The 25,511-nt window shown below is 71.0% G+C and carries 16 protein-coding genes, 1 tRNA gene and 1 pseudogene; 8 read left to right on the top strand and 10 right to left on the bottom strand.

The window, feature by feature from the left end; translation table 11 throughout:
- Positions 1–38: 38 nt before the first annotated feature.
- The 3 genes from OG390_RS21310 to OG390_RS21300 all read right to left on the bottom strand — a co-directional run bounded on the left by OG390_RS21310 (position 39) and on the right by OG390_RS21300 (position 2,794).
- Positions 39–1,013, bottom strand: a complete 975-nt coding sequence (locus OG390_RS21310) for a ribose-phosphate diphosphokinase (protein WP_399086927.1) — start codon at positions 1,011–1,013, stop codon at positions 39–41.
- A 144-nt stretch (positions 1,014–1,157) separates the two neighbouring features.
- A complete protein-coding gene (gene glmU, locus OG390_RS21305) occupies positions 1,158–2,606 on the bottom strand; it encodes a bifunctional UDP-N-acetylglucosamine diphosphorylase/glucosamine-1-phosphate N-acetyltransferase GlmU (RefSeq protein WP_399086929.1) in 1,449 nt (482 codons plus the stop codon).
- Between the two features lie 113 nt (positions 2,607–2,719).
- A tRNA-Gln gene (locus tag OG390_RS21300) sits at positions 2,720–2,794 on the bottom strand.
- 320 nt (positions 2,795–3,114) lie between these two features.
- Here OG390_RS21300 and OG390_RS21295 point away from each other — a divergent pair.
- On the top strand, positions 3,115–4,485 hold the full coding sequence (locus OG390_RS21295) for a sensor histidine kinase (protein WP_406170122.1): 1,371 nt from the start codon (positions 3,115–3,117) through the stop codon (positions 4,483–4,485).
- Between the two features lie 565 nt (positions 4,486–5,050).
- On the opposite strand, the gene OG390_RS21290 is transcribed toward OG390_RS21295, so the two are convergent.
- Both OG390_RS21290 and OG390_RS21285 read right to left on the bottom strand, forming a co-directional pair.
- Positions 5,051–5,545 (bottom strand): SUKH-3 domain-containing protein, encoded by a 495-nt coding sequence (locus tag OG390_RS21290; RefSeq protein WP_406170120.1) that lies wholly within the window; start codon positions 5,543–5,545, stop codon positions 5,051–5,053.
- Between the two features lie 69 nt (positions 5,546–5,614).
- A complete protein-coding gene (locus tag OG390_RS21285; protein WP_406170118.1) occupies positions 5,615–6,118 on the bottom strand; it encodes a YwqJ-related putative deaminase in 504 nt (167 codons plus the stop codon).
- 229 nt (positions 6,119–6,347) lie between these two features.
- Here OG390_RS21285 and OG390_RS21280 point away from each other — a divergent pair, with 229 nt between their 5' ends.
- From OG390_RS21280 to OG390_RS21270, 3 genes are all read left to right on the top strand, one after another.
- A complete protein-coding gene (locus OG390_RS21280) occupies positions 6,348–7,343 on the top strand; it encodes an SMI1/KNR4 family protein (protein WP_406170117.1) in 996 nt (331 codons plus the stop codon).
- Between the two features lie 7 nt (positions 7,344–7,350).
- Entirely contained in the window at positions 7,351–10,245 is a 2,895-nt protein-coding gene (locus tag OG390_RS21275; RefSeq protein WP_406170115.1) for an SUKH-4 family immunity protein, read from the top strand.
- A gap of 303 nt (positions 10,246–10,548) precedes the next feature.
- On the top strand, positions 10,549–11,436 hold the full coding sequence (locus tag OG390_RS21270; RefSeq protein ID WP_406170113.1) for a cellulose-binding protein: 888 nt from the start codon (positions 10,549–10,551) through the stop codon (positions 11,434–11,436).
- Between the two features lie 174 nt (positions 11,437–11,610).
- On the opposite strand, the gene OG390_RS21265 is transcribed toward OG390_RS21270, so the two are convergent.
- The 3 genes from OG390_RS21265 to OG390_RS21255 all read right to left on the bottom strand — a co-directional run bounded on the left by OG390_RS21265 (position 11,611) and on the right by OG390_RS21255 (position 15,595).
- The gene (locus OG390_RS21265; RefSeq protein WP_406170111.1) at positions 11,611–13,263 is read right to left on the bottom strand and encodes a cation acetate symporter; all 1,653 of its coding nucleotides are present in this window, start codon (positions 13,261–13,263) and stop codon (positions 11,611–11,613) included.
- The gene (locus OG390_RS21260) at positions 13,260–13,772 is read right to left on the bottom strand and encodes a DUF485 domain-containing protein (RefSeq protein ID WP_406170109.1); all 513 of its coding nucleotides are present in this window, start codon (positions 13,770–13,772) and stop codon (positions 13,260–13,262) included. Before OG390_RS21260 ends, OG390_RS21265 begins: the two co-directional genes overlap by 4 nt.
- A gap of 305 nt (positions 13,773–14,077) precedes the next feature.
- A complete protein-coding gene (locus tag OG390_RS21255) occupies positions 14,078–15,595 on the bottom strand; it encodes an MFS transporter (RefSeq protein WP_406170107.1) in 1,518 nt (505 codons plus the stop codon).
- 456 nt (positions 15,596–16,051) lie between these two features.
- On the opposite strand from OG390_RS21255, the gene OG390_RS21250 reads away from it, so the two are divergent.
- Positions 16,052–16,840: an ABC transporter ATP-binding protein gene (locus OG390_RS21250; protein WP_406170105.1), complete on the top strand. Its 789-nt coding sequence runs from the start codon at positions 16,052–16,054 to the stop codon at positions 16,838–16,840.
- Entirely contained in the window at positions 16,837–19,407 is a 2,571-nt protein-coding gene (locus OG390_RS21245) for an ABC transporter permease (RefSeq protein ID WP_406170103.1), read from the top strand. The genes OG390_RS21250 and OG390_RS21245 overlap by 4 nt, the downstream gene beginning before the upstream one ends.
- A gap of 102 nt (positions 19,408–19,509) precedes the next feature.
- Here OG390_RS21245 and OG390_RS21240 read toward each other — a convergent pair whose 3' ends face one another.
- On the bottom strand, positions 19,510–20,940 hold the full coding sequence (locus OG390_RS21240; protein ID WP_406170101.1) for a DUF2079 domain-containing protein: 1,431 nt from the start codon (positions 20,938–20,940) through the stop codon (positions 19,510–19,512).
- Between the two features lie 448 nt (positions 20,941–21,388).
- Here OG390_RS21240 and mfd point away from each other — a divergent pair, with 448 nt between their 5' ends.
- Together mfd and OG390_RS21230 are read left to right on the top strand one after the other, a co-directional pair.
- On the top strand, positions 21,389–24,919 hold the full coding sequence (gene mfd / locus OG390_RS21235) for a transcription-repair coupling factor (RefSeq protein ID WP_406170099.1): 3,531 nt from the start codon (positions 21,389–21,391) through the stop codon (positions 24,917–24,919).
- 15 nt (positions 24,920–24,934) lie between these two features.
- A pseudogene (locus OG390_RS21230) lies at positions 24,935–25,097 on the top strand (helix-turn-helix domain-containing protein); the annotation flags it as partial.
- 145 nt (positions 25,098–25,242) lie between these two features.
- Here the strand turns inward: OG390_RS21230 and OG390_RS21225 are convergent.
- On the bottom strand, positions 25,243–25,425 hold the full coding sequence (locus OG390_RS21225) for an antitoxin (RefSeq protein ID WP_406170097.1): 183 nt from the start codon (positions 25,423–25,425) through the stop codon (positions 25,243–25,245).
- Positions 25,426–25,511 lie beyond the last annotated feature (86 nt).

The following is a 25,511-nucleotide window of genomic DNA, read 5'->3' as shown; positions in this document are numbered from 1 at the left end:
ACAAGAAATCGATCTAGGAGATCGAGCGGTTCGAGGGCTTACTGCTCCTCGAACAGGCTCGTCACCGAGCCGTCCTCGAAGACCTCACGCACCGCGTTCGCGATGGTCGGGGCGATCGACAGCACCGTGATCTTGTCGAGCTCCAGCTCGCCCGGGGTCGGCAGGGTGTCCGTGAAGATGAACTCGCTGACCTTGGAGTTCTTCAGACGGTCGGCCGCGGGACCAGAGAGCACGCCGTGCGTGGCCGTCACGATGACGTCCTCCGCGCCGTGCGCGAACAGCGCGTCGGCGGCGGCGCAGATGGTGCCGCCGGTGTCGATCATGTCGTCGACGAGCACGCAGACGCGGCCCTTCACGTCACCGACCACCTCGTGGACCGTGACCTGGTTGGCGACGTCCTTGTCGCGGCGCTTGTGCACGATGGCCAGCGGGGCGTCGAGACGGTCGCACCAGCGGTCGGCGACGCGCACCCGGCCGGCGTCCGGGGAGACGACGGTGAGCTTCGACCTGTCGACCTTGGCACCCACGTAGTCCGCCAGGATCGGCAGCGCGAAGAGGTGGTCGACCGGGCCGTCGAAGAAGCCCTGGATCTGGTCGGTGTGCAGGTCGACCGTGAGGATGCGGTCCGCGCCGGCCGTCTTCATCAGGTCCGCGATCAGACGCGCCGAGATGGGTTCACGTCCCCGGTGCTTCTTGTCCTGCCGGGCGTAACCGTAGAAAGGCACGATGACCGTGATGCTCCGGGCGGAGGCCCGCTTCAGAGCGTCGATCATGATCAGCTGCTCCATGATCCACTTGTTGATCGGAGCCGTGTGGCTCTGCATCAGGAAGCAGTCGGCGCCGCGGGCGGACTCCTGGTAGCGGATGTAGATCTCGCCGTTCGCGAAGTCGAAGGCCTTCGTCGGGACGACCCCGACACCCAGCTTGTGGGCGACCTCCTCGGCAAGCTCGGGGTGGGCGCGGCCGGAGAAGAACATCATCTTCTTCTCGCCGGTCGTCTTGATCCCGGTCACAGCACTGTCTCCTCAGAGGTTTCTCAGCTGGGTGTTGAGAGGACATCTCCACTGGGCGTGAGGGGTCGTCTCAGCTGGGGGTGCGGGTGCACGGTGCGGTGTGCACTTATCACGGTACGCCGTGTCAGACATGCCCGTTTCCGGTCAGGCTTCGCCTTCCGGCTCCCGGGAAGCCGCCTCCGCCGCCTTCGCGGCCGCGCTCCCCGGACGCTTGCGAGCCACCCAACCCTCGATATTCCGCTGCTGGCCACGGGCCACGGCCAGCGAACCGGGCGGCACGTCCTTGGTGATGACCGAGCCCGCCGCGGTGTACGCGCCGTCCCCGACCGTGACGGGAGCCACAAACATGTTGTCCGAACCCGTGCGGCAGTGCGAGCCGACCGTCGTGTGGTGTTTGTCCTTTCCGTCATAGTTCACGAAGACACTGGCGGCACCGATGTTCGAGTAGTCGCCGATCGTCGCGTCGCCCACGTAGGACAGGTGCGGGATCTTGGTGCCCTCGCCGATCGTCGCGTTCTTCGTCTCGACGTACGTGCCGACCTTGGCCTTCAGTCCGAGGCGGGTGCCCGGACGGAGATACGCGTACGGGCCCACGCTCGCCTGCGGCCCGACCTCGGCGCTGTCGGCGACGGTGTTGTTGACACGGGCGCCGGCCCCCACCTTGGTGTCCTTGAGGCGGCAGTTGGGGCCGACCTCGGCGCCCTCGCCCAGGTGCGTGGCGCCCTGGAGCTGGGTGCCCGGGTGCACGAGCGCGTCCTGCTCGAAGGTGACGGTGACGTCGACCCACGTGGTGGCCGGGTCCACGACGGTCACTCCGGCGAGCATGGCCTGCTCCAGCAGCCGGTCGTTGAGGATGCGGCGGGCCTCGGCGAGCTGGACGCGGTTGTTGATACCGGCGATCTCGCGGTGGTCGGCGGCGACGGCCGCACCGACGCGGTGCCCGGCCTCGCGCAGGATTCCGAGGACGTCGGTCAGGTACTCCTCGCCCTGGCTGTTGTCCGTCCGCACCTTGCCGAGCGCGTCCGCGAGCAGCTGGCCGTCGAAGGCGAAGACACCCGAGTTGATCTCGCGGATGGCCCGCTGCGACTCGCTCGCGTCCTTGTGCTCGACGATCGCGGTGACCGCGCCGCTGACGCCGTCCCGCACGATGCGGCCGTAGCCGGTGGCGTCGGGGACCTCGGCGGTGAGCACGGTGACGGCGTTGCCGTCCTGCGTGTGCGTGGCGGCGAGGCGCCGGAGGGTCTCGCCGCTGAGCAGCGGGGTGTCGCCGCAGACCACGACGACGGTGCCGTCGACATGGCCGCCGAGCTCTTCGAGGCCCATCCGCACGGCGTGCCCGGTGCCGTTCTGCTCGGCCTGCACGGCCGTGCGTACGGCGGGGTCGATCTCGGCGAGATGCGCGACGACCTTCTCGCGGGCGTGCCCCACGACCACGACCAGGTTCTCGGGCTCCAACTCGCGCGCGGCCGCGAGCACATGACCCACCAGGGAACGGCCACACAGTTCGTGCAGAACCTTCGGTGTGGCCGACTTCATACGGGTGCCCTCACCCGCTGCAAGAACGACGACGGCTGCCGGGCGATTGGCGCTCACGGGTATGCCCTTCGGCTTCGGATGGGGGGTTTTGACACCCGCAGGATACCGGGGCGTATCAGGAGGGACATGAGAGCGGGCCCTGACGGAACTGTCAGGGCCCGAACCGAGCATGGCTCCCCCGCCAGGACTCGAACCCGGACAGATGGCACCAAAAGCCACAGTGCTGCCAATTACACCACGGGGGATTGAACGCGACCAAAATGGACATTTGGTCAGGTCGCCGAGTGGGCAACCAACACTATGCCGTACCGGGCGCCTTCCATGCGACGGCGATCGTGCGGATCGGCGCTCTGTCGAAAAGTGGATCGCGAGGCAACCCCGGCAGGTGTCTCCGGTGCGTGCCGTGCGGCCGCACGGAATGTGGACTTCCGGAGGTGAGTCGTGAGTGATTCAGCAGTTCGAGGGATATTGGCGGGTTTCGCTTCTGTTCGATTACGGAGGGTGGTGTAGGCCAGTACGTGAAACTCGCCGGAAAAGGGGCGGGGGGCGACCGTAGGCTGGAGGCATGACCACGACGGGGGAAGAGCACACCACGGCCGGGACCGGGCCGTGGTGGTGGGTCAGGTGGCGCAGTGCGGTGCTGGATGCGGGACTCGCGACGGCGTCCGCGGTGGAGTGCGCGGGGGAGGGGATCCGGTTCGCGCATGACGCGGGGCTGCCTGTTCCGGTGGGGGTGGGGTTCGGACTGATCGCCGGGTCCGTGCTGCTGCTGCGGCGGAAGTGGCCGATCGCCGTTGTCCTGGTCTCCATCGCCATCACGCCTGCCCAGATGGGGTTCCTGATGGGACTCGTCGGGCTGTACACGCTCGCCGCGTCCGAGCTGCCGCGGCGGATCATCGGGGCGCTGGCGGGGATGTCCTTCGCCGGGATGCTGATCGTCACTTTTGTGCGGGCGCATCAGGGAGTGGTGCGCGGGGACGTGACCATGGGGGACTGGTTCGTCCCCTTCATCTCCATTACGACGGCAATCGGGATGACCGCGCCGCCCGTGCTGCTCGGGCTGTACGTGGGGGCGCGGCGTCGGCTGATGGAGAGCCTGAGGGAGCGGGCGGACTCGCTGGAGCGGGAGCTGCAGCTGCTCGCCGAGCGGGCGGAGGAGCGGGCCGAGTGGGCGCGGAACGAGGAGCGGACGCGGATCGCTCGGGAGATGCATGACGTGGTCGCGCATCGGGTGTCCCTGATGGTCGTCCATGCCGCCGCGCTTCAGGCCGTGGCTCGGAAGGATCCCGAGAAGGCCGTGAAGAACGCGGCGCTGGTCGGCGACATGGGGCGCCAGGCGCTGACCGAGTTGCGAGAGATGCTGGGCGTGCTGCGTACGGGCGACGGACTGGGGGTGCGGGTGCAGTCCGTGCCGCTTGCGGCAGTGGGGGCGGCGGCCGCGGCGGCGGCTTCGCGGGCGGCGGACGACTCGGAGTCCGGGGTCGGAGCCGGGGCCGGGTTCGGGTTCGGCTCCGGGGCCCTGTCCGTGGACGGGCCCTGTCTTGCCGAGCTGGACGAGCTCATCGGGCAGTCGGCGGCTGCGGGGATGGTCGTCGACCTGTCGGTGGAAGGGGATGTGCGGGCGTACGCGCCGGAGGTCGAGCAGACGACGTACCGGGTGGTGCAGGAGGCGCTCACCAACGTCCACAAGCATGCGGCGGGTGCGAAGACGCATGTGCGGCTGGCGCATCGGGTGTCCGAGATCGCGATGCAGGTGGAGAACGAGTGCCCGTCGGAGCCGGAGCCCGGGGCGGGGGCATCCGTGCTGTTGCCCAGCGGGGGTAATGGGTTGCTCGGGATGAAGGAGCGGGTTGCCGCGCTGGGGGGCGTGTTTGTGTCCGGGCCTACGGACGTGGGTGGGTTTCGGGTGTCTGCGGTGATTCCTGCGGAGGCGTAGGGGGGCCGTGGTGCTGGGCGTTCCGCCGGGGGGTGGTTCCGCCCTGTGGCCGGTGGGTGGGTTTCGCCTGTGGCCGGTGGGCGGGTCCGCCCTGTGGCCGGTGGGTGGTTCCGCCTGCGGCCGGTGGGTGGGTCGGGGCCGTGCCGGTGCATCCGCCCCGTCGCCGGTGGCAGATCGCTTGGGCTTCACGGGTCTGCCTGTTGGCAACCACGTAAGCGACGGGGCATCTGATGTACCGGCACGGCCCCTTCCGTGTGTCGGCGACTGCGGGTGCGTGGGGGCGTGCGTCGCACGCCACCACGCCCGCCACACCCACCCACAGCCACCGCGCACACCCCCAGCCAAGAGAGGCCACACGCCCCCACGCACCCGCACCCATCCGCCAGCACCCGCCCGCGGTGACGACGCATGCCCCCACCCGCCCGCACCCATCCCCACGCACCCGCACCCGCCCGCCCGCACCCATCCGCCCGCCCGCGGCCGTCAAGGCCGAAGCGGGGGGGCTGGGGGCGGCAGCCCCCAGGTACGGGACGGGTAGGGGCGGCGGGGGCGAGAAAAGTCGCTGTCAGCCGGCGGTGAGGCGGGTGGGCTCTATGCCTGAGAGGAGGGTGGTGAGGGCTGTGTCGATGGTGGGGCCGAGGTACCAGTCTCCGGTGTGGTCGAGGCTGTAGACGCGCCCCTCGGCGTCGACGGCGAGGAGTGCGCGGGTGTCGGACTCCTCACCCAGGGGGCAGACCTCGGTGCCCAGCGCGCGGCCGAGGTCGCCGAGGGTGCGGGCCATGTGGAGGCCGTGCAGGGGGTCGAGATCGAGCGTGGCGGGGGCCAGCTGGCGTCCGGGGCCCGGTGAGGTGATGCGGAGGCCTCCGAATTCCGCCCACGCTTCCACCGCCGCCGGGAACACGGCGTGCCGGTGACCGGCCGGCGACGCGTGCCCGCGCAGCGCGTCGGCCCAGTATTCGGCCTGCTTTATGTCCCAGCGCCCGGGCTGCCACCCCGCGGAGCGCAGCGCGGCGTCCACAGGGACCGAGAAGCGTGTGGTGGAGGAGCGGTCGGCGTGCATCTGCCCTTCGTTCGTCGAGGGTTGGGACATCGGCGTGGCGGACGCCGTCGTACAGGAGCGGGAGGGGGGTCAGGCTTCCGGCGCGGCAGGGTCGACGATGCGTACGCCGAAGTGGTCGCTGAGCGCCGTGCAGGAGCGGCAGGGCGCGGCGAAGCTGCCGTGCAGCGGGTCGCCGTCCTCGCGGATGCGGCGGGCGGTGAGTTTGGCCTGTTTGAGGGCTTTGCGGGCCTCGCCGTTCGTCATCGGTTTGCGCGCGGCGCGCTTGCTGCGGGCGGCGTCGATCGAGGCGATGTGGCGGGAGATGAGGATCGCCTCGGCGCAGCGGCCGGTGAAGCGGTCGCGTTGCGCGCTGGTGAGGGTGTCGAGGAAGTCCTGGACAAGGGGGTGCAGGGCGGGGGGCTGGTCGACGCGCGCCGCCGTGCCCGTGAGCGTCGCACCGCGTACGGAGAGGGCGGCGGCGACCGTGGGGAGTATGCCGTCACGGCGGTGCAGGAGGGCGGGGGTATGGGGTGCTTCGGCGCTGCTCCAGCCGACCCGAGGGTCCCCGGACGTGCCCGTATGCGTCGCGCTCATGATCGTTTTTCCCTCCCGTGCATCCCCCGGTGCGGAGACAGACTGCCAAATGCCGTGGCGGGTGCGGAAGCTGGGGCGCCGCGACACGCCCGGTCTTCGTCGTACGGTCACGGCGGGGTGACGGCAGGTCACGGAACCGGAGGCCCGGTGACCGGTGTCGTTCAACCGCATAGGCTGTCGACATCCACGATCCATACCGCTATTGAGAACGCCGCAGGGGGCAACCGCCATGACGACAGGTCGGCTCGGGCAGCAAGCCGCGCCGCCGAACGCGGCCTACGCCGGGCAGGTCGTGCATTTCCCGGATCCGGTCCGGGCTGCCCGTCACCCCAGAGGTGTACGGGTCGACGAGCACGGCTACCCCGACTTCTCGCTGTACGCGCGTGCCGCCGCGGAGATCGCCGAGCCCCCCGAGGGCTTCGGCGTCGACGAACTGCGGCTCACGGACTACGTCTCCGCGAACGCCGCGCTGGCCGCCACCGGTCACGACCTGTGGGACACGATCCCGTCGGTGGCCACCCCGCACGGCTGGACCTGGCACCACGTGCCGGGCGGTCGGCGGCTCGAGTTGGTGCCCGTCGAGGTCAAGGCGTTGCTGCGGCATCACGGTGGTATCGCGACGTCGGCCGTCGACCACGACAAGCGGGGCACGCGGCCGTTGCAGGAGACGCGGCCCGCGCACTTCGGGCTGCCGAAGTCGGCTGTGGCGGTGACGGAGCAGCAGGTGCTGGGGGTCGAGGAAGACCTCGGGTACCGGTTGCCGGGTGCGTATCGGTCGTTCCTGAAGGCGGCCGGGGGGTGCGCGCCGGTCGGCGCCGCGCTCGACGCCGAGCTGGGTCTCTTGGTGGACCAGCCCTTCTTCACCGTGCGTGACGAGGCCGCCGTCAATGACCTCGTCTACGTCAACAAGTGTCTGCGCGACCATCTCACCAAGGATTACTTGGGCGTTGGGTTCGTGCAGGGCGGGCTGTTGGCCGTGAAGGTCAGGGGTGAGGGGATCGGTTCGGTCTGGTTCTGCGCGTACGACGATGCCCGCGACCAGGACGCCTGGGTGCCGGCCGAGCGGGTGCAGCGGCTGCTGCTGCCCTGCGGCGACGACTTCGACCAGTTCCTGTCCCGGCTCGCGGGTAATCCGCCCGAGCTGGAGACGGTGGCGAACCTGATGGTGGACGGCGGCTTCGCTCGCGCCGTGCCCGTCTCTTCAGTGTCTTCGGTGGGGGAGTGAACTTCCGATGGTGACCTTCGCGCAGGCGCAGGAGCGCGCGGAAGAGTGGATCAACGGCGACGTGGCCTCGTATCAGCATCGTGAGGTGCGGGTGCGGGAGTTCGAACTCGGGTTCGTGGTGTGGGCCGAGGACCGAGCCGAGGGGCCGCGCTCCGACGGGGGCGCGCAGCGGCTCGTCATCGCGCGCGACAGCGGGGAGGCCACGCTGTGGCCCGCCCTGCCGGTGGGCGAGGTGATCCGCCGGTACGAGGAGGAGTACGGGGTGCCGGCCGCGGCGCCCGAGCCTTCACCGGCGCCTCCGGCCCGGGTCGATCTGAACCAGACTTCCTTCTTGTTGAGTCCTCCGGAGTGGTTGCAGGAGGCCGCGGACAAGTTGGGGATCCCGGATCGGCGGGCAGGCGCCGGGGCGTCCGACGGGGCGGGGTCTCGTCCCGCTGCCGCTGCCGCCTCTGCGGGCGGGGACGCGCCCTTGGGCGGCGGGTCCGTCAATGGGGCTGCCGGGAGCGGGAGTTCGGTGCCGGGTGCGCCAGGGCAGTCGGGCGCGTACGCGGCGCCTTCCGCGCCGGGGGTGCCGTCGGCTCCCGGTGGGGGTACGCCGTGGCCTGCGGCGGCCGTTGACGAGCCGGGTTCGGGTCCGCAGGACGCCGTGACGCCGGGTGTGCCCTCCGCGGCCACCCCGTGGGCGGGGACCGACACGAACGCCGACGCCGGTGACGATCGCTCCGTGCCGCTGCCGGCGACCGTGTTCGCGCCGCCGCTCACCGATGTCGACGACACCCCGCCGCCGGCCGCGACGCCGGACGCCAAGACCGCCCTGATGTCCGGGGGCAGCCAACTTCCGCGCACGGCACTGGCGCCCGCGGTCGACGACCCGAACGCGCCGCCGCCGTCCGGCCCTTCGCAGGGTCTTGGTGCGCCTCAGGGCGCAACGCCGCCGGTCGCGCCGTCGTACGGGTATCCGCAGGGGCCCGGTGGTCCGCAGGGCACGCCTCCTCCGGGTGCGCCTGCGTATGGGTTCCCGCAGGGTCCGGGTGGGGTTCCGGGTACGCCGCCGCCCGGCGTGCCGCAGGCTCCGGGTGCCCCCGGCACGCCTCCGCCCGCCGCGCCCTCGCGGCCTCTGCCGCCCAACGCCGGTGACATCGCCGACGCCGCGACCAGCAAGGCGCAGGCGCCGCCGCGGGGCGCGCGCGGTGGTGGAGCGAGCACACCGCATCCGCCGAGCGCCCCGGGTGTGCCGGGTGCGCGGCCGGGGAGTACGCCGCCGCCGTCCGGGCCCGGTGCGCCGGGGACCCCCGCGGGCGGTTACGTGCCGACGCAGCTCGTCTCGCAGCTCGGTCCTGACGGGCCCGAGGGGCTCCCTGGTGCGCCTGCCGCGCCCGCTGCTCCGGGGCAGCCCGGTGCTCCTGGTGCGCCGCAGCCGCCGGGTGGGGTTCACCATGCGGCGACGATGCTGGCCGGTCCGGCCGTCGGTGGTCCCGGTGCGCCGCAGCCGCCGGGTGCTCCGGGCGCTCCTGGTGTTCCCGGTGCGCCTGCCGCGCCCGGTGCTCCTGGTGTGCCGCAGCCTCCGGGCGGTACGCCGCCGGGTGGGGTTCACCACGCCGCGACGATGCTGGCCGGTCCGGCCGTCGGTGGTCCCGGTGCGCCGCAGCCGCCGGGTGCTCCGGGCGCTCCTGGTGTTCCCGGTGCGCCTGCCGCGCCCGGTGCTCCTGGTGTGCCGCAGCCTCCGGGCGGTACGCCGCCGGGTGGGGTTCACCACGCGGCGACCATGCTCGCGGGTCCCGCCGTCGGTGGTCCCGGCGCGCCCCCGCCTCCGCAGGCTCCCGGTATGCCTCCGGGCGCTCCCCAGCCGCTGCCCGGGCAGGCCATGCCGGGGCAGCCGATGGCTCCCGGTCAGCAGCCGCCGGCGTACGGCTATCCGCAGGCGGGGCAGCCGACCGTCGGGCCCGGCTACCAGGCCGTCCTGCGCTATCGCGCGCAGGACGGCTCCGAGCAGCAGTTGATCCGGCGCTCCGCGCCGGGTACGCCGCACCCGGAGTGGCAGATCCTGCACGAGCTGCGCGCGATGAACGTGCCGCCACAGCAAGTGCTTGAGCTGCACACGGAGTTGGAGTCGTGTGAGCTGCCGGGCGCGTACTGCGCGCGGATGATCCGGGAGACGTGGCCGCAGGCGCGGATCACGAGCATCGCGCCGTACGGCACGGATCACGCGAGCCGTCAGCAGGGTATGCACCAACTCCTGGCTCACCAGGGTGAGTTGCACCAGGTGGCGGACGGTCCGGCGCGTCCGGCGCCGATACGGGCCCCGATTCCGCCGGTGCAGCCCGCGCCGCCGATCCCGCCGGAGGCGATCGGGCAGGAGCTGGCGGCGGCATTCGGGCCGGGGGTGTTCCGGTTCGACCAGGTGGCGGTCTCGCGTCAGGGCGTGCCGAACATTGTGGCGCACACGCTGGTGGTGGCCGGACTTCCGGTCGACATGGGCCCGTTCTTCTGGGCCCAGGCCCAGCCGGGCCGCCCGGTGCCGACGCTCGCCGAGCTGGCGCAGGAGCGCGGGGTGCAGCCTGCCGCGGACGCGGGCTCGTACCTCGTCATGGGCAGCGACTTCGGCAGGGCGATCTGTGTCCAGTACGGCACGGCGAACATCGTGGCCGTGCCGGTGGAGGCGGGTCCGGGCGGTGCACCGGTGCCGCCGCAGTTCGTGAACACGGGGCTCCCCGAGTTCACGCGCTGCCTGGCGCTGCTCGGCCGTATGTGGCGGCTGCGCTTCGGCCTCAACCAGGAGCAGGCGGGCCGCTGGACCGTCGACTTCCAGGCCCAGCTCGCCTCCCTCGACCCGGCTGCCCTCGGCTCCCCGGAGAGCTGGTGGTCGGTCCTGCTCGAGCAGATGTGGGACGGACTGCTGTAGCTCCGCGTGCACATGTACGACCGAGGCGCCCGACCCGTGTGACGGGTCGGGCGCCTCGGTCGTTCGGGCATTCGTGCGCTTCCCTCCCGGAGTCGGTGATGCCGTCGGGTGGGACCGTGCGCAGGCCCGACAGCCCTTCTCGGCGCTGCGTCGCCGCACCGCGATTCCGGCTTCTGACCTCAGATGACGCGTCTCTGGCCGGACGGCTGGGCGGAGTGTCGCGTTATGAACACTTCTGTCTGATCCATCAAGATATGCGCGAAATCTTCATTTCGTGTAGGTCGGGCGTAGAGGGGTTCGAGGATGAGCAGCGCATCGGTGTCGCCGCACGGCTTCATGGCCGTAAGGGGGCGCGGTTACCGTCCCGAGCAGGTCGACGCGTACGCCGCGGCGCTCTCCCGGGACCGGGATGCCGCCTGGGAGCGGGCCGCCCGGCTGACCGTGCTGGCCAAGGAGATGGGAGCGGAAGTGGAGCGGCTGCGGGAGACCGTGGCGCGGCTCGCCCCGCAGACGTACGAGACGCTCGGTGAGCGTGCCCGGCGGATCTTCGAACTCGGCGAGGAGGAGGCCGCGTCCGTCCGTGACACCGCACGCAGTGAGGCCCAGCTGGTCGTCGACGAGGCCGAGGCGGCGGGGCGGCAGGTGCGGGAGGCCGGGCAGGCGTACGCGGACGAGGTGCGGGGCGAGGTCGAGGAAAGCGTCCGGCAGCGGCTGCTCGCCGCGCGGGCGGAGGCCGACGAGACGCGGATCTCGGCCCGTCGTGACATCAAGGAGAACCGTGGTGAGGCGCTGGCCGCGCTGCGGGAGACACGGCAGCGTATGGAGGGACTGCTCGCCGACCAGGAGAAGGAGCGCGCGGAGCGCTGGGCGGAGGCCGGGCGTTCCGCGGCCGAGCGGGAGGCCGCACTCGACGCGCACCACGTCGAACGCGTCGCGCTCGCCGAGGCCGCGCTCGCCGAGGCCGAGCGGGCCTTCGTCGAGGCCGAGGAGTCGGCTCGGTGCCGGCAGGAGGCCGCGGTGGCCCGTGCCGGCGAGCTGCTTGCCGAGGCGCGGGTCCGGGAGGATGGGATCGCCCGGGACACCGAGCGGGTGCTGCGCGAGCACGGGGAGCGGTGGGACGACGTACGGGCCCAGATGGACCACGTACGCACGAGCCTCACGACCCTGACGGGGCGGGCGCCCGCGGAGTAGTGCCGACGCGGCACTAGTGTCCTGCGCCATCAATTCGTCGTTAGTTCTTGGTGCCCCACTGCCGCCGACTTGGCCGAATACTCGCAGGCCGGGGCTGGATGGGCGGACAACCAACCCGGCCGGGCAAGGCGCGAATCCACCGACGAACTTCTGGCGCAGCGCACCTAGCTCGCACTAGCTCCCCCTCCGTACCGCCCCCGCCAGGATCCACCCTTCCACCGCCTCGTACTGCCTCCGCTGCTCCTCCGCCTTCCTTCGGCCGGAGGCCACCGTGCCCAGCCAGCCGTAGGCGAACCCGAGGGGGATGGAGACGAGGCCCGTGGTCGTGAACGGGAACCAGTTGAAGTCGGTGTCGGGGAAGGCGGAGGTGGGGGAGCCGGAGACGAGGTTGGTGCCGGGCATGAGCAGAAGGACGGTGAGGGTGCCGCCGATGAGGGTGGCGAGGAGGCCGGTGCGGGTGTAGCGGCGCCAGAAGAGGCTGTAGACCAGGGCGGGTGCTATCGCGGAGGCGCCGAGGCAGAAGGAGAGGGTGACCAGGGGCTGCAGGCTGTGGTGTTGGACGAGGGTGGCCAGGAGGATGGCCGGTGCGCCGACCGCGAGGGCGGAGACGCGGGCCAGGATCATCTCGCGGCGCGGTGACAGCTCGTCGTCGCGGCGGCGGCCGCGGAAGAGCCGGCCGTGCGCGAACACGTCGTGGGCGAGGGAGTTGGCGCAGGCGAGGATCATCCCGGCGACCGAGGCGAGCAGGGTCAGGAAGATCGCCGACGTCACCGTGGTGAAGAGGAGGGATTCCGCCGTCGAGACGTCCGCGCCGAAGGCCGCCCTGGAGCCCAGGAGGTAGGCGGTGTTGCCCTGCGGGTCCGCGCCCGCGATCACCCCGCGGCCGATCAGCGCCGTGGCGCCGAAGCCGATGACACTGATGACGAGGACGAACAGGGCCACGCACGGCACCGCCCAGGACATCGAGCGGCGCACCTGGCGGGCGCTGTTCGCCGTGTACATCCGCATGGTGATGTGCGGGAGGCAGGCGCCGCCGAGGACGACGGTCAGCTCCGAAGTGATCATGTCCAGGCGAGGGCTGGGGCCGCCCGCGAACTCCAGGCCCGAGTGGAGGAACGCGGAGCCCACGCCGCTGTTGCTGCCGGCCGCGTCGAGCAGCGCCCCCGGGCTCCAGTCGAACCGGTGCAGGATGAGTACGGCGACGACGGCCCCGGACCCGAGCAGCATCACGATCTTCAGGATCTGGATGAGGGCGGTGCCCTTCATGCCGCCGATCGCCGCGTAGCTGATCATGAGCGCGCCGAGCCCGATGATGCAGCCGGTCTTGAGTGAGTCGCTGGAGAAGCCGAGGATGAACGCCAGCAGGTCGCCGGCTCCGGCGAGTTGGACGAGCATCAGTGGCAGCAGCGCGACCAGGGTCACCGTGCACGCGGTGATGCGGACCGCGCGCCCCGGCGTCCGGCGCGCGAGCGCGTCGCCCATGGTGAACCGGCCCGCGTTGCGCAGCGGTTCGGCCAGCAGGAACATCAGCAGCATGAGGGAGAGGGCCGTGCTGAGGGCCAGTACGACGCCGTCGTAGCCGGCCAGCGCGATGACCCCGCCCGTGCCGAGTACGGTCGCCGCGGAGATGTAGTCCCCGGCGATGGCCAGCCCGTTGCGCATCGGCGACAGCGATCCGTACCCCGTGTAGAACTCGTCCAGGTCGTCACGGTCGGGGCCGGTCATCACGCACAGCAGCAGCGTGATCGTGGCCACCGTCGTGAACGCCACCAGCGACATGGCCTGCGCGGAACTGCTGAACCCGGTCAACCCGGTCACCCCTGTCATCGTGCCGCCTCCCGCTTCGCGTCCAGCTCCGCCTGCTTGCGGATCCGGTCCGCGATGGGGTCGACGCGCCGGCGCGCCGAGTACTCGTACAGCCCGATCGCCAGGCAGGTGACGGGTACTTGGAGCAGTCCGAGCAGCAGCCCGGTCGACAGTCCGCCGGACACCGTGCTCGTCATCAGCTCCGGCGCGAACGCGGAGAGGAGGAGGAAGAGGGTGAAGTATCCGAGCGCGGTGAGCGTCGCCACCCGACGCTGCCGGCGGTACGCACCGCGCAGGAGTCTGATGTCGCTGTGGTGTCCCAGCGCCTGGTGCCGCGGCAGACGCCTTCTCTCGGGCTCGGGTGGCGGGGGCTGCCAGGGGTAGGTGGCGTAGGAGGGTGAGGAGCTGTTCGGGAACTGCGGGTACTGGTGGGACGGTTGGTACCGCGGTGGGGACGACGGCTGGTGCGGCGCTTGGTGCCTCGGTAGGCGCGGCGGTTGGTACTCGGGGGACGAGAACGCGTCTGGCATCCCGTTTCTCCTTGCGTGGCTCGGGTCCGGTGCGGACCGCAGGGAGCTGGGGGGTGAGCAGCGCACGCTACCCGCAGGTAGTCGCGGCGCGCGAGGGTTTCACCAAACCGAGCGGTCGGTATGCGCTTACTTCGGTGACCTGGGGTGTTACCCACGTTTACCCCTGTTGTCGTGCGGAACTCGTGTGAAGCCTGCACTTCAGGGATGCGGCGCGCCGCTCCGCGGAACTGCCCACGCAAGCCCGGCCACTACGACCTGATCGCTCCCGACGGCGGGACACCGACAGGCCGGGGCCGGGCGTTGTCTCAGTCCGCGGGGTTCTTCAGCACCGGAAAGCGGCGCGGTGCGACGAACAGCAGGATCAGGAAGGAGAGCGCGGCCGCGCAGGCCGCCCCCAGGTACACGGCGTGCACCGCGTCGGCGACCGCGTGGCGCAGGTGCTCGGCACGGGCGCCCGAGTCCAGCGCGCGGGTCACCGAGTCGAGATCCCCCGCGCCGCCGAGCCGCGCGGCCAGCACCCCGTTGGCGACCGCGCCGAACAGGGCCGCCCCCAGGGTCTGTCCGGTCTGGCGGCAGAAGAGGACGGAGGCGGTGGTGGTGCCGCGTTCGGCCCAGCCGACGGTCGACTGGACGCCGATGATCAGGGGGAGTTGGAAGAGGCCCAGCGCGCCGCCCAGCAACAGCATCAGCAGGGCCGGCTGCCACGGCCGGCCCGGGTAGGGGAGGAACGGGAAGGCCAGCAGGAGCAGGGTCGCCGCGCCGATGCCGATCATCGCGGTGTTGCGGAAGCCGATCCGGCGATAGACGTGCTGGCTGAGCGCTGCCGATACCGGCCAGCTCAACGTCCATACGGAGAGAACGAATCCGGCGGCGATGGGGGCCAGGCCCAGCACCGCCTGCGCGTAGGTGGGCAGGAAGACCGTGGGGGCGACCATGAGCAGCCCCAGCGCGCCGAGTGCCAGGTTCACCGCCGCGATGGTGCGCCGCCGCCACACCCAGCCGGGGATGATCGGCTCGGCCGCCCGCCGTTCGACCAGCACGACCACCGCGACCAGGCCGAGTCCGGTGCCGAACAGGGCGATCGAGGGCGCCGACAGCCAGTCCCAGGCGACGCCGCCCTGCACCAGCGCGGTGAGCAGGACGCCACCGCTGGCGAAGACGGCGAGCGCGCCCGCCCAGTCGATGCGCGGACGCCGGGTCGTCTCCCGTGCCGGCTCGTGCAGGTGACGGGCGATCAGCCACAGGGCGAGCGCGCCGATCGGCAGATTGATGAGGAAGATCCACCGCCAGTCGGCGTACGCCGCGAGGACTCCGCCGAGCGCGGGACCCGCGATCGCCGAGGTCGCCCACACAGTGGACAGTTTGGCCTGGATCTTGGGGCGCTCCTTGAGCGGGTACAGGTCGGCGGCGAGCGTCTGCACGGTGCCCTGGAGGGCGCCGCCGCCCAGGCCCTGCACGATACGGAAGGCGATCAGCGCGGCCATGTTCCAGGCCGTGGCGCAGAGCAGGGAGCCGAGGAGGAAGAGGACGGCGCCGGCGACCAGCACAGGCTTGCGGCCGAAGGTGTCCGACAGTTTGCCGTACACCGGCAGCGTGACCGTCACCGCCAGCAGATAGCCCGAGAACAGCCAGGAGAAGACGGAGAAGCCGCCGAGGTCGCCGACGATCTGCGGTACGGCTGTGGAGACGATGGTGGAGTCGAGCGCGGCCAGCGCCATCGCGAGCATGAGGGCGGAGACCACGGCGCGGCGTCCGCGGGTGTCCCGAGGCCGGCTCGCCGAGCCCGTCGCCGCGGCTCGTATCTCGGTTTCCCCCTGGTCCACGAGATTCCTTCCCCTTGCACCTATCTGCCGAGGAACACTCTCCCACTTGGCCCTCCCGTCGCCCAGCCGCCTCAACGACGCGCTTCGCGCGGCACCTGCTGATTGTCGCGGGAGGGTGGACGCTGAGTGGGCTCAAGGGTGGAGGCGACCCCGAGAGGGACTCCACCGAAGGGTGGAGGGCCCCTAGGGGGATCTCCGTACTAGGGCTCGGGGAGGGTTCGTCCCGCTGGAGGACGAGACGGGGCAGGGCCCGTCCTTAACCTGGCTTTACGCCGCTGGGGAGCACGTCCGGTCGTACGGACCGCACCTTTGGGGGTGGGGTTTTCCCCAGCAAAAGACTGCGCTGAGCACCAGCGCGCCGGACCGCCGCCCGGCACCAGACTTACCGACGTGCCGAAGCGCACGTTCAACCGCTGCGCAGCGGAATCATCTGCTGCCCGACATAGGAGACTTACCGTGACATCGGCTGTGACCATTCCCAGGCACGGGGGCACTGGAGGGCGTACGGCCGTTGCCGCGCGGGCGCGGCAGGTCGTGAAGGCGTACGGGTCGGGGGAGACCCGCGTCGTCGCCCTGGACCACATCGACGTGGACGTCGCGCGGGGCCAGTTCACCGCGATCATGGGCCCCTCGGGATCCGGCAAGTCCACGCTGATGCACTGCCTCGCCGGGCTCGACACCGTGACGAGCGGACAGATCTACCTGGACGAGACCGAGATCACCGGGCTCAAGGACAAGAAGCTCACGCAGCTGCGCCGGGACCGGATCGGCTTCATCTTCCAGGCGTTCAACCTGCTGCCGACGCTGAACGCGCTGGAGAACATCACGCTGCCGATGGACATCGCGGGCCGCAAGCCGGACAAGGGCTGGCTGGACCAGGTCGTGGAGACCGTCGGGCTCGCCGACCGCCTCAAGCACCGGCCGAACCAGCTCTCCGGTGGTCAGCAGCAGCGCGTCGCCGTCGCCCGTGCGCTGGCCGCGCGCCCCGAGATCATCTTCGGTGACGAGCCGACCGGAAACCTGGACTCCCGTGCGGGCGCCGAGGTGCTCGGCTTCCTGCGCCGCTCCGTGGACGAGCTCGGCCAGACCATCGTGATGGTCACGCACGACCCGGTGGCGGCCTCGTACGCGGACCGGGTGCTGTATCTCGCGGACGGCGGGATCGTCGACGAGATGTACCAGCCGACGGCCGACCAGGTCCTGGACCGCATGAAGGACTTCGACGCCCGGGGGCGTACGTCATGACCGTCCTGAAGACCTCGATGCGCAACTTCTTCGCGCACAAGGGACGCATGGCCCTCTCGGCCGTCGCGGTCCTGCTGTCGGTGGCCTTCGTCTGCGGCACGCTGGTGTTCACCGACACGATGAACACGACGTTCGACAAGCTGTTCGCGGTCACCTCCTCCGATGTGACGGTGCTGCCCAAGGCGGCCAAGAGCGACGGCACCCCGCAGAACGGCAAGCCCGAGTCGGTGTCGGCCTCCGCACTGCAGCGGGCGAAGAAGGCGCAGGGCGTCAAGTCCGCCGAGGGCGCGGTCAGTTCGATGAACGTGACCGTCGTCAACAGCGACAACAAGAACATGGGGTCCAGCAACGGCGCCCCGACCATCGCGGGCAACTGGACCAGGAACGACCTGCGTTCGATGGAGATCACCTCGGGCCACGCCCCGCGCGGACCGACCGAGGTGATGGTCGACGCCGACACCGCCGACAAACACCACCTGAAGATGGGCGACGAACTGCGCACCATCGCGGTCACCGGTGACCTCAAGGCGAAGATCGTCGGTATCGCCACCTTCAAGGTGACCAACCCGGGTGCCGCCGTCGTCTACTTCGACACGGCCACCGCGCAGCGCGAACTGCTCGGCGCCACCGGCCGGTTCACGCAGATCAATCTCTCCGCCGCGTCCGGTGTCTCCGACGCGCAGCTCAAGCAGAACGTCTCCACGGCGCTCGGCGGGTCGGGTTCCTTCAAGATCCAGACCCAGAAGGAGAACGCCGATGAGAACCGCAAGGGCGTCGGCGAGTTCATGAACGTCATCAAGTACGCCATGCTCGGCTTCGCCGGCATCGCGTTCCTGGTGGGCATCTTCCTGATCATCAACACCTTCTCGATGCTGGTCGCCCAGCGGACCCGCGAGATCGGCCTGATGCGCGCCATCGGCTCCTCCCGCAAGCAGGTCAACCGCTCGGTTCTGGTCGAGGCACTGCTGCTCGGCTTCTTCGGCTCGATCCTCGGTGTCGGCGCGGGCGTAGGCCTCGCGGTCGGCCTGATGAAGATCATGTCGTCGATGGGCATGGACCTGTCGACCCGCGACCTCACGGTGAAGGCGACCACCCCGGTGGTGGGTCTGCTGCTGGGCGTCGTGGTCACCGTCCTCGCCGCCTACCTCCCGGCCCGCCGCGCGGGCAAGGTCTCCCCGATGGCCGCGCTGCGCGACGCCGGCACCCCGGCGGACGGCAAGGCGGGTCTCGTACGCGGTCTGATCGGCCTGGTGCTGACCGGCGCCGGAGCCTTCGCGCTCTACACCGCGGCCAACGCCGACAAGGCGAGCGACGGTTCGCTGGTGCTGGGCGCGGGTGTCGTCCTCACCCTGATCGGCTTCGTGATCATCGGCCCGCTGCTCGCGGGCGGGGTGGTCCGGGTCATCAGCGCCGTACTGCTGCGCATGTTCGGCCCGGTCGGACGGCTCGCCGAGCGCAACGCACTGCGCAACCCGCGCCGTACGGGCGCCACCGGTGCGGCCCTGATGATCGGCCTTGCCCTGGTCGCCTGCCTCTCCGTGGTGGGCTCGTCCATGGTGGCCTCGGCGACGGACGAGCTCGACAAATCGGTCGGCGCGGACTTCATCGTCCAGGGCAACCAGCGGATCGTGCCGCAGGCCGAGAAGGCCATGGAGACGACGCCGGGCCTGGAGCACGTCACGCGCTACAAGGACCTCGGGGCCAGGACGACCTCGCCGGACGGCCAGGTCGACGACTCCGGGATCACCGCGGCCGACCCTTCCTACGCCCAGGACCTGCGCCGCAAGACGACCGCCGGTGAGCTGTCGGCGGCGTACGGCAGGGACGCCATGTCGGTCGGCTCGGACTACGCCAAGAAGCACGGGGTGAAGCTCGGCGACACCCTGACCGTCGCCTTCAAGGACGGCAAGACGGCGAAGCTCAAGGTCGCGGCCATCACGGACGACGACGTGGCCATCGACAAGGGCGCCCGGTACACCAGCCTCGAGACGATGAAGAAGTACCTGCCCGCGAACAAGATCCCGCCGAACGAGATCATGTTCGCCAAGGCCAAGGACGGCCAGGAGAAGCAGGCGTACGCGGCCCTGAAGAAGTCCATGGAGCCGTACCCGCAGTATCAGGTCCGCGACCAGACGGACTACAAGCAGGAGCTCAAGGACCAGATCGGCCAGCTCCTGAACATGGTCTACGGTCTGCTGGCCCTGGCGATCGTCGTGGCGATCCTGGGTGTGGTGAACACCCTGGCCCTGTCGGTCGTCGAGCGCACCCGCGAGATCGGCCTGATGCGCGCCATCGGCCTCTCCCGCCGCCAGCTGCGCCGCATGATCCGCCTGGAGTCGGTCGTCATCGCCCTCTTCGGCGCCCTCCTCGGTCTCGGCCTGGGCATGAGCTGGGGCGCCACCGCCCAGAAGCTTCTCGCCCTGGAGGGTCTGAAGGTCCTGGACATCCCGTGGCCGACGATCACCTATGTGTTCATCGGCTCGGCGTTCGTGGGCCTGTTCGCCGCCCTGGTCCCGGCGTTCCGGGCGGGCCGGATGAATGTGCTGAACGCGATCGCCACCGACTAGCGGCCGAGAGGTCGCCGCACAGCCACCGCGAACGGGGGTTGCGGGGGACGGGCCCGGCCCGAGGAGAGTCGATCTCCTCGGGCCGGGCCCGCGGCGTGGCTCCTACCGCCTCTTGAGGAGTACATACCCGTAGGCGGCGCCGATCACCGAGTACTCGGCGTGCGGGTGCAGTTGACGGGCGTACGCCTGGACGTCGTGGTGGGAGTGGTCGGTGTCGTCCAGGGCGATGAAGTCCGGGGTGATCCCGTGGGTGGTGCCGACCCAGAAGACCCGGCAGCGCGAGGTGAGACGGCTGCTCGGTCCGGTGTTCGCCTCGACGCTCGCCCCGTCCGGGACGAGCGCCAGCATCCGCTCGACGGCACTCACGCGCGCGGGTTTGCGATACGCCTCGGGCTCGGTCAGCAGGGACAGCGGGAGCGTGGTCGTCAGCGCGAGGGAGGCCGCGGCGATGGCGGCCGGGAGGTGCAGCGCGTACGAGCGCAGCCACGGGCGCGGGCTGTAGCGGGCGCGGGAGAGCGCGTCGGCGAGGGCGAGCGAGAGGACCGGCATCAGGACCGCGCTGTAGTGCCAGTCCGTTCCCCAGTAGTGCGCGTCGGAGGAGCCGAAGCGCCAGCCCAGGGTCGGCAGGGCGACCAGGAGGAGCGGGGAGCGCAGGGCGAGCAGTCCGGTGGTGGGGATCAGCAGCCAGGCGAGGGTACGGAGTTTGGTGCCGATGCCGTCCAGGGGGCTGCCCGCGTCGCCGACCTTGTCCCAGTAGGCGTAGGCGTCCCCGGAGTTGACGGCCGGTATCACCAGGGTGAGGGTGACCACCGTGGCCAGCACGCCCAGAGCGGCCACGCCGAGCGCGTACCGCACCGCGGTGGGGGACGAGCGCCGGGCCCGCACCGCGACGACCAGGGCGATCGCGGCCACCGTGAGCCCCAGGTCCTCCTTCACGAGCACCAGGGGCAGGGCCCACAGGAGGGCCGCGCGCCGGCGGTGGGCGAGCAGTGCTTCGAGGGCGAAGGCGATCAGCGGGACGGCGAAGCAGATCTCGTGGAAGTCGAAGTCGACGGCGCGCTGAATACCCCAGGACAGCCCGTACGCGACCCCGAGCGCGAGCCCGCGGTGACGCCCGAGCAGCCCCGCCGCGGCCCGGGTGACCGGAACGGCGGACAGCGCGAGCAGCGCGGCCTGCGCGACGAGGAGGGTGACGGGCGTGGGGAACAGCCGGTAGGCCGGGGCGAGCAGCGCGGTGATCGGGCTGAAGTGGTCGCCGAGGATGTTCGTGCCGGGGCCCTTGAGGTCGGCCACCGGGGCCTGGAGATGAGCGTAGGCGCGGACCGCCTGTTCGAAGATGCCGAGGTCCCAGGACTTGATGGCGAGGTGCCGGTAGCGGCCGAGGGAGAGCGCTGTGTACGCCACGAAGAGGACGGCGGCGAGGAGGTGGGGGTCGCGGGGGCGCCGGTCACGGGTGGGGGCGGGCGTGACCGGCAGGGGTATGTGGGGGGTCGCCGGGGCGCGGTCCGGTGGGGCGGCCTGGGCTGTGTGCACGGGGTGGTCCTTGGGCGGGGTCGCGGCTGCGGGGTGCGGGTTGGCGTCGGTGAGTTTTCGCCCCGGACGCCCCTACCCGACCCATCTTCCAGGGGCGCCGCCCCTGGACCACGCCCGGGGCTTCCCTCCCCGACCGCCGGGTTGTTTCGGCTGCTGGCTGGAACCCGCCGTCGCGCATTCCTCGTGCTTCTGAGCGGGGCGCACCATGCCCTTCCCGGCCCGGGCCGGCAATCTCCAGCCTGTACGGCGATCGAGGACGAGCGCGTCAGCGCGATGCGGGGGCTGGGGGCGGAGCCCCGGGGAGGCTCACCCCACGCCGGGGTGCGGGGCGCCGGGCCGGTGGACAAGGCCCGGCGCCGCGCACCTCGGCGTCGTACGCTTGAGACCCCCGGCCCGTCACACGTGTCGGGCGGTTCGCGTTGCCCACTCCCCGGGATGGAAGCCCTTCATGAGCCTGCACGGTCTGCTCGACGCCGTCGTCAAGGACGCCGCCCTCGCGGAAGCGGTGGGGGCCGCCACCGACGGCAACCGTATGCACGTCGACCTGGTCGGCCCACCCGCGGCCCGCCCCTTCGCGGTGGCGGCCCTGGCCCGCGAGGCCGGCCGCCCCGTGCTTGCGGTGACGGCGACGGGCCGCGAGGCCGAGGACCTGGCCGCCGCGCTGAGGTCCCTCCTTCCGTCGGAGGGCGTCGTCGAGTACCCGTCGTGGGAGACGCTCCCGCACGAGCGGCTGTCCCCGCGCAGCGACACCGTGGGCCGTCGCCTCGCCGTCCTGCGGCGGCTGGCCCACCCGCGCCCCGACGACCCGGAGACCGGCCCGGTCTCGGTCGTCGTCGCCCCGGTCCGCTCCGTGCTGCAGCCGCAGGTCAAGGGCCTGGGCGACCTGGAGCCGGTGGCGTTGCGCACGGGGCAGAGCGCCGACCTGGGCGAGGTGGTCGAGGCGCTCGCGGCAGCCGCGTACTCCCGGGTCGAGCTCGTCGAGAAGCGCGGCGAGTTCGCGGTCCGCGGCGGCATCCTGGACGTTTTCCCGCCCACCGAGGAGCACCCGCTGCGGGTGGAGTTCTGGGGTGACGACGTCGAGGAGATCCGTTACTTCAAGGTCGCCGACCAGCGGTCCCTCGAAGTCGCCGAGCACGGCCTGTGGGCGCCGCCCTGCCGCGAGCTGCTGCTCACGGACGACGTACGCCGGCGGGCGGCCCAGCTGGCCGAGGAGCACCCGGAGCTGGGCGAGCTGCTCGGCAGGATCGCCGAGGGCATCGCCGTAGAGGGCATGGAATCCCTGGCACCGGTCCTGGTCGACGACATGGAGCTGCTGCTCGACGTCCTGCCCAAGGGCTCGATGGCCGTCGTGTGCGATCCGGAGCGGGTGCGGACGCGGGCCGCGGACCTGGTGGCGACGTCGCAGGAGTTCCTGCAGGCGTCCTGGGCGGCGACCGCCGGCGGCGGCGAAGCCCCCATCGACGTGGACGCGGCCTCCTTGTGGTCCATCGCGGACGTACGGGACCGGGCGCGCGAGCTGGACATGATGTGGTGGTCGGTGTCGCCGTTCGCGGCGGACGAAGAGCTCGACACGGACACCCTCAAGCTGGGCATGCACGCCCCCGAGACCTACCGCGGTGACACCGCCCGGGCCCTCGCCGACACCAAGGGCTGGCTCGCCGACGGCTGGCGCACGGTGTACGTCACCGAGGCGCACGGCCCCGCCGCCCGTACCGTCGAGGTCCTCGGCGGCGAGGGCATCGCGGCCCGCCTCGACACGGAGCTCGCGGACATCGGCCCTTCCGTCGTCCATGTCTCGTGCGGTTCGATCGACTACGGCTTCGTCGACCCCGCGCTGAAGCTCGCGGTCCTCACCGAGACCGACCTCTCCGGCCAGAAGGCGGCCGGCAAGGACGGCGCCCGGATGCCGGCCCGCCGCCGCAAGACCATCGACCCGCTGACCCTCGAAACGGGCGACTACATCGTGCACGAGCAGCACGGCGTCGGCCGCTACATCGAGATGGTGCAGCGCACGGTCCAGGGCGCGACCCGCGAGTACCTGGTCGTGGAGTACGCCCCCGCCAAGCGTGGCCAGCCCGGCGACCGCCTCTACATCCCCACCGACCAGCTGGAGCAGATCACCAAGTACGTCGGCGGCGAGGCCCCCACGCTGCATCGCCTGGGCGGCGCCGACTGGACGAAGACCAAGGCGCGCGCCAAGAAGGCGGTCAAGGAGATCGCGGCGGATCTGATCAAGCTGTACTCGGCGCGGATGGCGGCCCCGGGGCACGCGTTCGGCTCCGACACCCCGTGGCAGCGCGAGCTGGAGGACGCCTTCCCGTACGCGGAGACCCCCGACCAGCTGACGACGATCGCGGAGGTCAAGGAGGACATGGAGAAGACGGTCCCGATGGACCGTCTGATCTGCGGCGACGTGGGTTACGGCAAGACGGAGATCGCGGTCCGCGCCGCCTTCAAGGCGGTGCAGGACGGCAAGCAGGTGGCCGTGCTCGTCCCCACGACCCTCCTGGTGCAGCAGCACTTCGCCACCTTCTCCGAGCGTTACTCACAATTCCCGGTGAATGTAAGGGCGTTGAGCCGCTTCCAGACGGACACGGAAGCGAAGGCGGTCCTGGAGGGCCTGCGCGACGCTTCGGTGGACGTCGTCATCGGCACCCACCGGCTGTTCTCGGCGGAGACGAAGTTCAAGGACCTCGGCCTGGTCATCGTCGACGAGGAGCAGCGCTTCGGCGTCGAGCACAAGGAGCAGCTGAAGAAGCTGCGCGCGAACGTCGACGTGCTGACGATGTCCGCCACTCCGATCCCGCGCACCCTGGAGATGGCGGTCACGGGCATCCGTGAGATGTCGACGATCACCACGCCCCCGGAGGAGCGCCACCCGGTCCTGACCTTCGTCGGCCCGTACGAGGAGAAGCAGATCGGTGCGGCCCTGCGCCGCGAACTGCTGCGCGAGGGCCAGGTCTTCTACATCCACAACCGTGTCGAGTCCATCGACCGCGCGGCCGCGCGGCTCAGGGAGATCGTCCCGGAGGCACGCATCGCGACGGCGCACGGCCAGATGGGGGAGCAGGCTCTGGAGCAGGTGGTCGTCGACTTCTGGGAGAAGAGGTTCGACGTGCTCGTGTCCACCACGATCGTCGAATCAGGCATCGACATCTCCAACGCGAACACGCTGATCGTGGAGCGCGGCGACAACTTCGGCCTCAGCCAACTCCACCAGCTGCGAGGCCGAGTCGGACGCGGCCGGGAACGCGGATACGCGTACTTCCTCTATCCCCCGGAGAAGCCGCTGACGGAGACCGCGCACGAGCGTCTCGCGACCATCGCCCAGCACACCGAGATGGGTGCGGGCATGTACGTCGCGATGAAGGACCTGGAGATTCGCGGCGCGGGCAATCTGCTCGGCGGCGAGCAGTCCGGTCACATCGCGGGCGTCGGTTTCGACCTCTACGTACGCATGGTCGGCGAGGCGGTCGCGGACTACCGCGCCTCGCTGGAAGGCGGCGTCGAGGAGGAGCCGCCCCTGGAGGTCAAGATCGAGCTCCCGGTCGATGCGCACGTCCCGCACGACTACGCCCCCGGCGAGCGGCTCCGTCTCCAGGCCTACCGTTCCATCGCCTCCGCCAACACGGAGCAGGATGTCAAGTCCGTACGCGAGGAACTCGTCGACCGCTACGGCAAGTTGCCCGAGCCGGTGGAGAACCTGCTGCTGGTGGCCGGTCTTCGGATGCTCGCGCGCGCGTGCGGCGTCGGCGAGATCGTCCTCCAGGGCAACAACATCCGCTTCGCCCCGGTGGAGCTGAGGGAGTCCCAGGAACTCCGCCTGAAGCGCCTGTACCCGGGCACCGTCATCAAGCCGGCCGTCCACCAGATTTTGGTGCCCCGCCCGAAGACGGCGAAGGTGGGCGGGAAGCCGTTGGTGGGGCGGGAGTTGCTGGGGTGGACCGGGGAGTTCCTGGCGTCGGTTCTGGGGTCGTAGGATCCGGCTCCCACTCAGGTCGAACAGCGCACGGACGAACTGGCCGCCGCCTCTTTGGCGTGCCCTCGGCCTGGACGCCGCCGCCCGCCTCGCCGACCTGCTCGGCGAGTTCCGGGCCGCGGTGCTGAGCTCGGGGCTGCCGCCTTCGCAGACGACGCTGGGGATCGGCGAGGTGTGAGAGGCCAGGTGACAACGCGCGCGGTAGGCCGACTCCGCCTCGGGCAACGCAGAACCGCCCGCGGGACACCGGGTCTCCGCGGACGGTCTCTGTTGCCTGGGGTTCAGGATGATTCAGTCGGCGCAAGCCTCCGTATGTCTCCGGGCTATCGCTGTTCGGGCCGGTCGCGGTCCATGCCCATCGCGCCTTCGATCTTCTGCTGCGCGTCGTCGACCCGGTCCGTGTACTTGTTGCCCGTCTTCTTGTTGACGTCTTGCTCTGCGGCGTCGGACATCTGCTTGGCCTTGTCCTGGCCGTGACGACTCTTGAACCTGTCGAAGATGCCCATCCAGAGCTCCTTCCGGAGGTGACTCACCACCGACGATACGCCCGGCGTGCGCCGATTGCCCGTTGGGTGCGGGTATGGCCGAGGGG

This window comes from Streptomyces sp. NBC_00996 (assembly GCF_045162675.1).
GTDB lineage: Bacteria > Actinomycetota > Actinomycetes > Streptomycetales > Streptomycetaceae > Streptomyces.
The sequence above is the reverse complement of the archived record's forward strand: the minus strand, read 5'-3'. Positions and strand labels throughout refer to the sequence as shown.

Coding starts and splice junctions, on each gene's coding strand:
- OG390_RS21295 (WP_406170122.1), top strand. CDS start 3,115: ATGACCACGACGGGGGAAGAGCACACCACGGCCGGGACCGGGCCGTGG.
- OG390_RS21290 (WP_406170120.1), bottom strand. CDS start 5,545: ATGCACGCCGACCGCTCCTCCACCACACGCTTCTCGGTCCCTGTGGAC.
- OG390_RS21285 (WP_406170118.1), bottom strand. CDS start 6,118: ATGAGCGCGACGCATACGGGCACGTCCGGGGACCCTCGGGTCGGCTGG.
- OG390_RS21280 (WP_406170117.1), top strand. CDS start 6,348: ATGACGACAGGTCGGCTCGGGCAGCAAGCCGCGCCGCCGAACGCGGCC.
- OG390_RS21275 (WP_406170115.1), top strand. CDS start 7,351: ATGGTGACCTTCGCGCAGGCGCAGGAGCGCGCGGAAGAGTGGATCAAC.
- OG390_RS21270 (WP_406170113.1), top strand. CDS start 10,549: ATGAGCAGCGCATCGGTGTCGCCGCACGGCTTCATGGCCGTAAGGGGG.
- OG390_RS21265 (WP_406170111.1), bottom strand. CDS start 13,263: ATGACAGGGGTGACCGGGTTGACCGGGTTCAGCAGTTCCGCGCAGGCC.
- OG390_RS21260 (WP_406170109.1), bottom strand. CDS start 13,772: ATGCCAGACGCGTTCTCGTCCCCCGAGTACCAACCGCCGCGCCTACCG.
- OG390_RS21245 (WP_406170103.1), top strand. CDS start 16,837: ATGACCGTCCTGAAGACCTCGATGCGCAACTTCTTCGCGCACAAGGGA.
- mfd (WP_406170099.1), top strand. CDS start 21,389: ATGAGCCTGCACGGTCTGCTCGACGCCGTCGTCAAGGACGCCGCCCTC.
- OG390_RS21225 (WP_406170097.1), bottom strand. CDS start 25,425: ATGGGCATCTTCGACAGGTTCAAGAGTCGTCACGGCCAGGACAAGGCC.